The sequence below is a fragment of the Cyanobacterium stanieri LEGE 03274 genome (genome assembly GCF_015207825.1).
Lineage (GTDB): Bacteria > Cyanobacteriota > Cyanobacteriia > Cyanobacteriales > Cyanobacteriaceae > Cyanobacterium > Cyanobacterium stanieri_B.
Genome location: NZ_JADEWC010000034.1, coordinates 1 through 12,471 on the forward strand (window position 1 = coordinate 1; position 12,471 = coordinate 12,471).

A 12,471-nucleotide genomic window follows, 5' to 3' on the forward strand; every position below is an offset into this window, starting at 1 on the left:
CATTGGGGGCAGGGGTAACGGCTGAGGAGTTATTTTCTGGGGTGGGGTTATTAAAAAAGGGTAGGTTAACCTTGGGAAATAATGGTTTTGTTAAATCAACATTGGCTAATACACTACCAAAAATTGTGCCTAAACCAATACCAACGATGGCAAGGCGAAAAATATTGTTAATGATGACGTTAACCATACTTTCGGGGGGTTTAGATTTTGAGGGGGAATATGTCATCACCTTTTGACTAGGGAATGGAGTGACGGAGGAGGTGGAAGGGGCAGAAATATCTTTTTTAATTTTTGATGATGAAGATTTGCTCTGAAATTTATTTACCTTACTTTTAGATTGATATTTTGCCACTTTCTTCCTTCCCTTGTTTCATTTTATTTTATGTGTAATTTTAGCGATGATTTTTGAAAAAAGCATTCTCTTTTAGGGATTTATTTTTAATTCTCCCTGGGCATCATCGTCAAGAAACCAGATTAATTCTCCTTGGGGTTGAATCATTTTACTGGGATATTCATGGGGATTACTATCTTTACTGAATACTTCCTTAAGGGCGTTTTGTTTATTGCTACCTGACACCAGAAAGATAACACATTGGGATGAGTTGATCAGAGGGGAGCTGAAGGTTAGTCTGAGGCTATCTTGTTTATTGCCAACGGTGATGAGATTTTCTTTATTTTTGAGGGCTTGGGTATGGGGAAACAAGGAGGCGGTATGTCCATCATCTCCCATACCTAGTAGAATGATGTCAAAGGCGGGAAAGCCTTGGGGGCATTGGAAAAAGTTTCTTATTTCTTGCTCATGTTTGAGGGCATCTTCTTGGGGGTTGTTGCCTGTGGTGGGCATGGGGTGGATATTTTCTGGGGGTATATCAACTTTATTTAACCATGCTTCTTTTGCCATTTTTTGATTACTGTCTGGGTGGTTGGGTGCTACATAACGTTCATCTCCCCAAAATATGTGCATTTTATCCCATGGTAACTGTTTAAGGGCGATCGCCTCGTAAATGGGTTTGGGAGTGCTACCCCCGGCAAGGGCAATGGTGCAAATTCCTTTTTGAGTAATGGTATCTTGAATTTTTTCGATGATAAATTCTTGGGCTGAGGCAATTAAGGCACTCTTGCTAGGAAAAACTTTGATGTCGCTCATAACCGTATTGATAACTTCAAATCCTAGGTTAATTCATTTTTGAGATTTATTGCATCAAAAAAGATAAGGCTTTTTCTAGGTAACGAGGTTCGATAAAATAATCATTCTTAGAACTTTTCCCCTTTGGTTTTGTGGGGGGAATGGTTTCACCGATAATATAATGATGTTCTAGGTTAGCTACATGGGCAAGACTAAAAAAATATTCCCTTAAATGCCCTGTGGAGATAAATTCTAAGATTTTTGTTTGGGGTTGACAAAACACGAGATTAGCTAGGGCAGCCCCATGGGGGGTAATAATAATAGATGCTTCGTGAAATGTCTGAGGTTGATTAATATCGTTTTCAGGTAAATAATACTCAAATCCTAAGGGGGCTAACATCTGATAAATTTGCTCATCATTAACTATTTTCCTCGTGCCTGTTTTGCGGGGAATATATAATAGGCGATGGGGTTTACAGGGGGATAAATTAACCCTTGTTTGCATAAAGTTAACCATCCAATGGGGGTGATGACGATCTAAACTAGGATGGGTAGTGGCGATGAGTGTTTTTGCTTGAATTCCTTTTTCTTTTTGCGCCCAAATACATTTGGATTTATCAAGCCCCATTTGCTCAAAAATATACCAAGCGTTGGTAGAGATGGGCTTATTCATAAAGATATAATCTACATCTTTCAAATTAAATCCTGCTTTCTCAAATAGATGTAGTCGAGGTATGGCATCTAACAAAAAATGATAGTAAGTATCTGAGGCGTTACTCATTAATGATAAACAAGTGCCATCTAAATATTCAACGGGGTATTTTTCTTTGGGTAAGTTGGCATGGACTAATCTTTGACGATGATAGGAGGTATCAATCATGAAATAATCGTCTTTTGTTAGTACGTAGCCTTGGGTATGTAATACTTGCCCTTGGGGAATTTTAAACACGCCTGTGGGGGGAATTCGTGATTTTAAGTTTTTGCTAAAGTTGAATTTATCTTTACCCCAGTTGTGGGTTTTGGCTCTTTTGTGGGGGTATTTTTGTTCTGGATATACTTCTATCCAAGTACCGCCTTTTTGCTGATAAGTTTGATAGTCTATCCATTTTTTGGCTATGCCTGATGGCCCACCATATTTAAGGGAGGGGTTTAAAGTACATTTAATTTGATGGAAAATTTTTCTTTTAAGTTGCCTTAGCTTCTCCATATACTTTTCCACTGCCCTAATTCCAATGTTTAATATTTTTTTCCACCATGATCATATAATCTAACACCCAACACTTAAAACGCAACACTTGATTAAATGATTTTTTCTAGGCCATAAACTAAAGATTTTAGCTCGGTGATTTTACGGATAGACAACAAAACCCCTGGCATATAACAGGAGCGATCGCTGGTATCATGTCTTAGGGTGTAAATTTGTCCTGCTGCACCGAAAATGATTTCTTGGTGGGCTATTAATCCTGGGAGACGCACACTGTGGAGACGAATATTATCACCGCAGACACTACCCCTAGCACCTTCTATCTGCTCGGTTTCTTCTACTTGTTGGGGGTTGTAGGTTTTCCCTAACCCGGAGAGCATTTCGGCGGTTTTGATGGCTGTGCCACTGGGGGCATCGGCTTTTTGGTTGTGGTGGAGTTCGATGATTTCCACGTGGTCAAAATATTGGGCGGCTTGGATGGCGGCCTGTTGCATTAATACTATACCAATGGAGAAGTTGGGAATAATTAATACTCCTGTACTTGATTTGTCGGCAAAGTCGGCTAGGTCGTTGATTTGTTTGGGGCTTAATCCTGTTGTACCCACTACGGGGCGTACTCCATAGGCGATCGCACTGCGTACGTTTTCATATACGCTATCAGGGTGGGTAAAATCTACCATTACCCCTTGAATTTTGTGTTGGGTGGCGAGGACTAATACTCCTTCTAAATCGTTCATGATAGGGACTTCTAAAGCACCGCATCCGGCTACTTCGCCCACGTCTTGCCCTAATACCGCAGGATTTTGATCCACTGCACCGACAAGCATCATATCATCACTAGAGGCGATCGCCTTGATCACTTCTTTACCCATTTTCCCCGCCGCACCGTTAACCACTACGGGAATTAAATTATCTTGACTCATAAAAACAATAAAAATAGTAATTAAATATCGTATTTGACCATATCATTAAAATTAGACTCTCACAGCAAAGAGGGCTATAGAAAATTTGGTATTGCTGAATTACAGAATGAAATACAATTGAATTATTTGAATAAGTTAGTGTTCAAAATATTATTATTGCAAGAGTAGTCATTCCCTGCTCTAAAATTGTCAATTGTCCATTGTCAACTGTCAATTTATTAGCTATTACCAAGCCACATAGGGGAGTTTGGTGGCGGTTTCTTGGATTTGGGGAATATTTTTGGTGAGTAAACCGCAGGTATCCCATTTACCAGAAACTAACATACTTCTAGCGCCTGAGTCCATTTTGACACTACTACTATAACGACCACATTTGACCTGCATATCTTCTAAGTCTAAGGTCATATTAACATCGGGATTTTCTTTGAGTAGGTTTTGGATGCTTTTGATATTGGCTGAAGAGGTGGTAACACAGGGTACACCCATGGTAAGACAGTTACCGAAAAAGATTTCAGCAAAACTTTCTCCGATAATAGCATCTATACCCCAACGGGCGATCGCCTGAGGTGCGTGTTCACGACTCGAACCACAACCAAAGTTAGCGTTGACCACCAATATGTTAGCATTTTGGTATTGAGGTAAATTGAAGGAATGTTCTGGATTGGATGCCCTATCATCGGCGAAGGCTTGTTCTCCCAAACCATCAAAGGTGACACAACGCAAAAAACGGGCGGGGATAATTCTATCGGTATCAATATCATTTCCCACGAGGGGGATTCCTTTACCAGTTACGATTTTTCTTTCACTCATATTGTTAGGCAATTGACAATTGACAATTGACAGTTAAAAATTAATATAATGTCTATTTTTAGTTGTAATTGTACACTGTTGCTTGTTAACTGTACACTGTAAACTTTTATTGTTGATTTTATGAAGGAAATTGCCCAAAAAACTCGCACGGCTGCTCAACAATTAGCGATCCTTTCTGATACGGCTCGTAATCAAGCATTAGAGGCGATCGCACACGCCCTCGAAAAACATCAAAAAGAGATTATTGATGCTAATGATGCCGATTGTCGTGCTTCTGAGGGGGTAATTTCTAAGGCACTCTCTGCCCGTTTACTGTTAGGGGAAAATAAGTTAAAAGGGGCGATCGCAGGGGTGCGGGATGTGGCAAAATTAGCAGATCCCCTCGGCACCCTTACCCTACACCGAGAACTCGATCAAGGATTAATTCTACGCCGTGTTAGTTGCCCATTAGGGGTGTTGGGGGTCATTTTTGAGGCGCGCCCCGATGCTCTGATTCAAATCACCAGTTTGGCGATCAAATCGGGCAATGGAGTAATTTTGAAAGGGGGTAAAGAAGCCCTCAACACTTGCACCACTTTAGTAAAAATAATTCACGAAGCACTTAGTCAGACGGAGGTTAATCCCGATGCAGTGCAACTTTTAACCACCCGAGAAGAAATAAAAACTCTCCTTTCCCTCGATGAATATGTGGATTTGATTATCCCCCGTGGCTCTAATGAATTTGTCCGTTATGTGCAGGAAAACACCAAAATCCCCGTTTTAGGTCATGCTGACGGTATTTGTCACCTGTTTATCGATGAATCCGCCGATTTAGACAAAGCGATTTCCGTTACTGTGGATGCTAAAACCCAATATCCTGCGGCTTGTAATGCCATTGAAACTTTACTCGTACACAGTGCGATCGCCCCTAAATTTTTACCTTTAGTGGCCGAAGTCTTAAGCACCAAGGGGGTTAAACTAAAAGGAGATGCCACCACCCAAACTATTATTGATTGTGAAAGTGCCACCGAGGAAGATTGGCGCACCGAATACAGTGATTTGATTCTATCTATCAAAATTGTAGATGATTTACCAGGGGCGATCGGTCATGTAAATAACTATGGCTCAAAACATACCGATGGCATCATCACCGAAAACCAAACCAACGCCGATACCTTCCTCAACCAAGTAGATGCCGCAGGAGTATATCACAACTGTTCAACCCGTTTTGCCGACGGCTTCCGCTACGGTTTTGGGGCAGAAGTAGGCATCAGCACCCAAAAAATGCCCCCCCGAGGGCCCGTCGGTTTAGAAGGATTAGTCACCTATAAATACAAACTAACAGGCAACGGAGACATCGCCGCCACCTATAGCGGACAAAATCCCAAACCTTTTACCCACCATGATTTATAGAAATAATATCCTAAACTTTACGAAAACTTAAAACTAACTCCCCCCCCTTATCAAGAAAGCTTATTAGGGCGTAAACGATCTTTTTCATCACCGATTACTCGAACTTAATATTACAGGTTTAGTATTGTTTAATTACATTATCCAATATGCAAAAACAATTGATTATTAAAAACATAGCCACTATTGCCTGTTCCCTGTTCCCTATTCCCCGCCGACACCGGAAAATGTTATCACTCAGATTATCTTAACTAACTGATTTCGGTAGAATTGAGGAAAGAAATTTTTAAATTAATAAATATGAATATTAATCAGACTCCATCGAAAATATCTGAAACCATCGAATTAACCCCTAATTTTAGAATCCCCATTATTATCATTATCAGTGCCTTTCCTTTGATAATTATTCAACCCATAATAGGAGGTGTTGTTGGTTTATTTGGTATCTTCTTAACTATTCAAACTACCCAAATAAAACTAAAATTTGCCCCAGATACTTTAGAGGTATATAGAGGAGAAAAAATGATTAGAACCTTCCCCTATGCAGAATGGGAAAACTGGGAAATTTATTGGCAACCTATTCCCATATTATTTTATTTTAAAGAAGTTAAAAGTATTCATTTTTTACCCATTATCTTCGATGCCAAAACTTTACGGGATTGCTTAGAACAATGTTTTCCTAAAGGTACTTAAAAAATGATCTTAATAATATTTTAAATGATAAGATAAAAAATGATTTAATTACAAAATAAATATCTAATAGATAAACTATTATAGTATCATTACCTATTCTTTATCTAAATTAAACTAAAACAAAAATTAATTACTTTAAGCAAATTTATATATATAATTATTTACCATGTCAGAAACAGATAAAAATAACCTTCAAAATAACGACATAAAAGATACTTTCGGTAATGACGATGATTTATGGGATAGTCAATCCACAGAAGCAGGAAATCAGCCAAATTATGACTTTGAAGAAAAAGAAGATTTAGAAACTATGATGGATGATAATCCAGAGGACAAAGAAGAAGAAAAGGAAATTGTTGCCCCTTCTATCATTCAAGAAAAATCCAATAATGAAGAATCAATAACCCCATCCTCGGAAGAATCAACCCCAGAAATTGAAACTTTATCAGAAGAAGATAATCAAGAAACAGTGCAGGAAATAATAGAAGATAATTTATCTTCAGAAACAGAAAAGGTTAATAAAAGTCTTGATATTATTGATGGAAATAAAGATGAGGTAGAAAATTTAGAAGAAGAACTTTCAAATAGTGAACAAGATACCCTCACTGATAAAGAAGATGCGGGAGATTTACACAGCCAAAAAGAAACCCTAATCCATGAAATACAAAGTCTTTTAGTGCAAAAAAATCAACTGATTCAAGAACAACAAGAAACTACTAAAAATATTAGTATTTTAGTCCAAGAAAGTTTAAAAGTTTTGGAGGAGAAAAAGCAAAATTTAGAAATTGCGGTGCAAAAATTAGAGCATCGTAAAGAGAGAATAGAAAAGGAAATGAGGACTACTTTTTCGGGTGTTTCTCAAGATTTAGCTATTCGGGTACAGGGTTTTAAAGATTACCTTGTGGGTAGTTTACAAGATTTAGCCATTGCGGCGGAACAACTTGACTTAAACACTAATAATAATATGGATTCGTGGGAAACGAATAATAACCCTCAACCCGTAGTAAGTAATTCCACTGATAACCTTAATCCTCAATTTGTGGAAAAAAGTTTCCAAGAAGAAACAAGGATTATTCGTAGTTTAATTGATCAATATCGCACCCGTCCAGATTATTATGGCCCTTCTTGGCAGTTGCGACGCACTTTTGAACCAATCCACGCTGAAAGGGTATCTAATTGGTTTTTTACTCAAGGGGGTAGGGGTGCATTAAAGGGTATGACATCAAGGTTACAAAATATTCTCATTGCCTCGGCTATCATATCGATATTATCACAGTTATATGGCGATCGCCTCCGGGTCTTAATCTTATCCGACACCCCAGAAAAACTAGGGGAATGGCGTAGGGGATTACAAGACTGTCTGGGTATTTCTCGGGGAGATTTTGGCCCAAGTCGTGGAGTTGTCTTATTTGAAACGGCCGAAGCACTATCTCAAAAAGCAGATAGAATTATGGATGAGAGAGATTTACCTTTAGTAATTATGGATCAAAACGAAGATAGAGTAAATCTTTCACTACTACAATTTCCCCTCTGGTTAGCATTTGCCCCAGAAAAACCCATGGCTAGTTACGATTATTTTTAAGGTGAGATAAACATAAATTTTGTAAGTAAATAATCAACAAATATTTTGAAATTTGGGGGTCAAAAAAATGCTATCAATTAGCCTAGATAAACAAACTGAAACTTATAATATATCTTAGTTCAATTTATTAAAGGATAAACTGTTAGCCTTGTAATTCATTGCAAGGCGAGTGATGATATACTTTCTAAATCGGATTTGGTATTAATACTGATTATCGTACACAAAATGAGTTTTTAAATGATTTAGCAGAGAATCTTTATGAGTACATCTCTCTTTTACCTGAAGATTTTAATCGAATAAAAGAACTTAATAAACAATATGCAGATTTACCCGGTGATTTTGATATTTACCGCCGTTATCGAAAGCAACCATTTCAAAGAATACCCTTAAATTAAATGAATAAAAAAGTCAATTTTAATATCTTTAAAAAGTTCTGGGATATTGCCAAATTATATTGGTTAGGAGAAGAAAAAAAAGGAGCTTTTACCCTCCTAATATTATTAGGATTATTACTGATTGGTTACACTCAATTAAGTGTATTATTAAACCGTAATCAAGGGGAATTAATATCTACTTTAGCAGCAAAAGATGAGGCTCTTTTTTGGGGTGCGGTGCAATCTTTTTTGACAGTATTGGTAATTTATGTTCCCCTTTTTGCAGGGTTTTCCTATGTACAAAGTAAACTTGGTTTGTATTGGCGAAAGTGGTTGAGTGAGCATTTTTTGGGGCGATACTTTGCTAATCGCTCATTTTACCAGTTGAGTGCGAAATATAAGGAAATTGATAACCCAGATCAACGTATTTCTGAGGATATAAGGGGTTTTACCCAAGATTCCCTTTTGTTTTTACTGGTGATTGTGCAATCAGTTTTACAGGTAATTGCTTTTAGTGCTGTTTTGTGGTCTATTTCTCAACGATTAGTTATCTTTTTATTAGTATATGCGATCGCAGGTACAATTATCACAACGGGGGTATTTGGGAAGAAATTAGTTAACCTCAATTTTGCCCAACTACAAAAAGAAGCAAATTTTCGTTTTGGTTTAGTAAGGGTGAGAGAAAATAGCGAATCCATTGCTTTTTATCAGGGGGAAAGACAAGAAGAAAATCATCTAAATAATTTATTTAACGATGTATATAAAAACTTTAATTCTTTGATCATCTGGCAAGAATTATATTTAGGTTTATTTGTTAATACATTTGAGTTTTTACCCTATGTTATTCCAGCGGTTATAGTTGCTCCTAGTGTTTTATCAGGGGATTTAGAAGTAGGTAAAGTTAGCGAGGCAACAGGTGCATTTGCAAGAGTATTTTTCTCCTTAAATATTATTGTTAGTCGCTTTCAGTCTCTGACAAGTTTTGCTGCGGGGGTGAATCGTTTATCGAGTTTCTATGAGTTTTTAAAAATAGAAGATAAAAAGTCAATTTCTACTCAAAATAAACCGACTATTGACACCGTTATTAGTAATAAAATTGCCACCAATAAATTAACTTTACAAACTCCCAATTATCAAAATACTCTTTTTGATGACCTTTCCCTAGAATTGCCACCCCAACAGGGTTTATTGATTATGGGTAGTAGTGGATGCGGTAAAAGTTCCCTTCTAAGGGCTATTGGGGGCTTATGGAATTCTGGCACAGGGGTAATTTATCGACCAAAATTAGAGGAAATGCTATTTTTGCCCCAGCGCCCTTACATGATTATTGGTACCCTTAGAGAACAATTAACCTATCCTAGTGTTAATAAATCCATCGATGATCAAGAATTACAAGAGGTTTTAAACTTAGTTAATTTATCTAATTTAGCAGAAAGATTTGGCGGTTTTGAGGTAGAAAAAGACTGGGGCGAAGTGTTATCTTTAGGGGAACAACAAAGGGTTGCTTTTGCTCGTATTTTTATTAATAAACCAAAATACGTCATTTTAGATGAAGCTACTAGCGCCTTGGATGTGAACAACGAAGCTAGTTTATATAGCTATTTAAAGTTACAAAATATTACTTATATTAGTGTTGGACACCGTGAAAGTTTAAAAAATTATCATCAATCAACGATTAATTTTGACGATAATAAATCCATACTTATAACAAGTTAATTATGGTATGGATTATAAAATATTTTGTCAATAGGAGTCAATTTTAATTTATTATTTTTAGTGATGATGATTCGTTTTCACATCAAGTTTACTTGATAAAATATACCAAGTCCGATTTGTAAGATTTACTATCATCCACCTTGCCACAGTTGACAATAAATAATTATTATCTTTTTTCTGTTCCCTGTTCCCCACCCTAATTAGTATATTATTGAAATAGGATTTAGTATTATAAGTTAGTAATATAAATGTCTTAGTTCAATTTATTGAACGAACTATAGTTAGCCGTGTAATTCATTACACGGTGGGTTGCTATTTATAACGAATTACCCGAACTTGATATAAAAAGATAATATTTCACTAATGTTTCCAGTTTGCTTGTGAATAATTCTGATTTGGTTTTTTTAATGTTTATGGGCGCTTGTACAAATACCTGACGATGGTTACCCCCAACCATCCCAACAGGGCATATACAATAATCGCTACAATGACGTTAAGATCAAAGACATTCATCCCACCGATAGGATTCATGGTTTCATCGGATACGGGGCTAATAAATAGGGTAGCAAAAGGGCTGATAAAAGGATCAGAAACGCTGTATATGAATTGGGCAAATTGATTTTCAGGGTTAGCACCCAAAAGACGCAGCATAAATCTAATAAATAGTAAAACTTGTAAAAATCCTACTAATACATAAATAGTGTTGACAATCCAACGGAATGTAGTCGCCCTTTTTTGTGCTTTTAATTCTCTTTCTCTTTTATGGAGTTTGTAGGCTTCTTCTTCTTGGCGAAGTTCTTGCTGTTTTTCTAGGTTATCATCTTCATTAAAAGGTTCGTTATTCATGGTTATGGTAATTATAAATTGTAAGAAGTTTGTTGTATTAATGTAATTTTTTTTGATTCTGTAAAATATTTTTATTATTACTCATTATCAAGATATTGTTATAAACTTTTAATAATTAGTATTATTTCTCTAAAGTTGTAATTAATTAATAAAATCCCCCATGATGAGGGATTTAAGGTTGTTTAGATAACCATTTTAGGTCTTAAAAAAAATTCTCAAATATTTTTTATTGTTATGGTGAACGATTTTTTGTGAATGGAGTTAATTGATTTTACTGCCTAATAAAAATAAACTAAATAGAGTACCACTATTCCATAAACTATGTACCATAATCGAAGATAATAAACTGCGAGAGCGAGTGTAAACTATCCCCAATAAAATTCCTAGGGTGGCTAAGGGTAAGATTTCTGATAAGCTAAGATGGGCGATCGCAAATACACCTCCACTAAGTATAATAGCCCCCCATACTGGCATATAACGAGTTAAAGAAGGTAACAAAAAGCCACGAAAAACTATCTCTTCAAAAATGGGCGCGGCTACGGAGGCAGTGATAAAGAAAATCAACAGGGCAACTTTATCTTGGGATTCCAACGCCAACATCAATAAAGGATTACTACCCCCTTGCCCATGCCAAATTTGTTGGTTAAGGAAAGATACTAAAAACACTAGGGGAATGGCGGTTAAATAGCCCCCTAAACCCCACCAAAACCAATTTTTATTAGTCAATTTAAACCAACCTTCTGGCAGAGGAAAAAAGGGCTTGACAGATAAATACAACACCAATAAACCACTACCTGCCATCAAGAAATAACTAACTAACACGTATAAAGCCTTACCTCTAATGCTTAAACCCGCAGGATTAAAACCACTGGCACTAAACAAAATTGGTAATAGTATTTGAGAAACGAAGAAAAAACCAATGATTAATACTTGTAAAATGGTTTCCCAATCCCATTTTAATTCCCATGATAAATTACCATTAACCGCAATAATGGATGATTCTTTTTTCAGTAACCATTGAATTAGTAAAAAAATTAGTAAACCTGTGCCAATAACTCCTCCTAAAAAGGGGATGATACTAAGGATAATTAATCTAATGGTGGCTTTTTCTGCTAAGGTTTGTTGTTGTGATTTTATTTCTAATAGTTTATCTTGATTATTCTGGTTTTGATAATATTTGGTGAGGGCTGTTAATTTAAACCAATCTTCTAAATTTTCATTAATGATAGTTTCAGAATTTGCTTCAATGTTACCTTCTGATTGCCATAGGTTATTTAGGGTTGATGCCACTGAATTATTAGATATTTGTTGCCAATATTCTGAGGCTTTTTCTGTATTATTTTGAGTAGCGTTAATTAACCCTATTTTTATGGTTAACTGTTCAATGATTTCTTGGTTTTTATCTAAACTTTGTTTAATTTGTTGTCTGGGAGTTTCTGATAAGGTTATTAATTCTTTTTCTTTTTCTTCTTCTTGTTTAGTGATAGCATTTAATACTTTTTCATATTGTTTTTCTGCTACTTGATAGGGATTATTTCCCACTAAACTAGGGGCAATTTGGTTTAAGTTTTCGTTGTCTGATGTTTCTAATTCGGCAACGTTAAGAATGAGGTTGGTTTGATATAATTCTAGTTGTGATTGTACTTGCGGTTCTGCTAAACTTTGTCCTAGGGCGAAAAATACACTTAATAATGATATTACTGTGATTATGGCTAAGAGCGATCGTTTTATATTCATGTTTTATTGATTGAATTGTTTTATTTATTACTGTATCAAAATTTGTCCTTTAATAAAAATAATGATTGTAT

General features: G+C 36.1%; 10 protein-coding genes and 1 pseudogene. 4 read left to right on the plus strand and 7 right to left on the minus strand.

The features are described from left to right. The 5 genes and pseudogenes from IQ215_RS12430 to leuD form a co-directional block, all read right to left on the minus strand. A pseudogene (locus tag IQ215_RS12430) lies at positions 1-352 on the minus strand (serine hydrolase); the annotation flags it as partial. Positions 353-424: 72 nt separating this feature from the next. After that, complete coding sequence (gene pgl / locus IQ215_RS12435) at positions 425-1,147, minus strand: 6-phosphogluconolactonase (RefSeq protein ID WP_193801737.1); 723 nt, start codon at positions 1,145-1,147, stop codon at positions 425-427. Positions 1,148-1,193: 46 nt separating this feature from the next. Then, a complete protein-coding gene (locus IQ215_RS12440; RefSeq protein WP_193801738.1) occupies positions 1,194-2,333 on the minus strand; it encodes a glycosyltransferase family 61 protein in 1,140 nt (379 codons plus the stop codon). A 92-nt stretch (positions 2,334-2,425) separates the two neighbouring features. Then, positions 2,426-3,253 (minus strand): 4-hydroxy-tetrahydrodipicolinate reductase, encoded by an 828-nt coding sequence (gene dapB, locus IQ215_RS12445; RefSeq protein ID WP_193801739.1) that lies wholly within the window; start codon positions 3,251-3,253, stop codon positions 2,426-2,428. A 225-nt stretch (positions 3,254-3,478) separates the two neighbouring features. After that, on the minus strand, positions 3,479-4,063 hold the full coding sequence (leuD, locus tag IQ215_RS12450; protein ID WP_193801740.1) for a 3-isopropylmalate dehydratase small subunit: 585 nt from the start codon (positions 4,061-4,063) through the stop codon (positions 3,479-3,481). Positions 4,064-4,183: 120 nt separating this feature from the next. On the opposite strand from leuD, the gene proA reads away from it, so the two are divergent. The 4 genes from proA (at position 4,184) to IQ215_RS12470 (ending at position 9,817) form a co-directional block, all read left to right on the plus strand. Continuing rightward, entirely contained in the window at positions 4,184-5,455 is a 1,272-nt protein-coding gene (gene proA, locus IQ215_RS12455; protein ID WP_193801741.1) for a glutamate-5-semialdehyde dehydrogenase, read from the plus strand. A gap of 297 nt (positions 5,456-5,752) precedes the next feature. After that, complete coding sequence (locus IQ215_RS12460) at positions 5,753-6,145, plus strand: DUF3119 family protein (protein ID WP_193801742.1); 393 nt, start codon at positions 5,753-5,755, stop codon at positions 6,143-6,145. A 166-nt stretch (positions 6,146-6,311) separates the two neighbouring features. Beyond that, entirely contained in the window at positions 6,312-7,727 is a 1,416-nt protein-coding gene (locus IQ215_RS12465; protein ID WP_193801743.1) for a DUF3086 domain-containing protein, read from the plus strand. 395 nt (positions 7,728-8,122) lie between these two features. After that, on the plus strand, positions 8,123-9,817 hold the full coding sequence (locus IQ215_RS12470) for an ABC transporter ATP-binding protein/permease (RefSeq protein WP_193801744.1): 1,695 nt from the start codon (positions 8,123-8,125) through the stop codon (positions 9,815-9,817). Between the two features lie 411 nt (positions 9,818-10,228). On the opposite strand, the gene IQ215_RS12475 is transcribed toward IQ215_RS12470, so the two are convergent. Next, a complete protein-coding gene (locus tag IQ215_RS12475; RefSeq protein ID WP_193801745.1) occupies positions 10,229-10,663 on the minus strand; it encodes a YggT family protein in 435 nt (144 codons plus the stop codon). A 261-nt stretch (positions 10,664-10,924) separates the two neighbouring features. After that, on the minus strand, positions 10,925-12,400 hold the full coding sequence (locus IQ215_RS12480; protein ID WP_193801746.1) for a CPBP family intramembrane glutamic endopeptidase: 1,476 nt from the start codon (positions 12,398-12,400) through the stop codon (positions 10,925-10,927). Between the last annotated feature and the right edge of the window lie 71 nt (positions 12,401-12,471).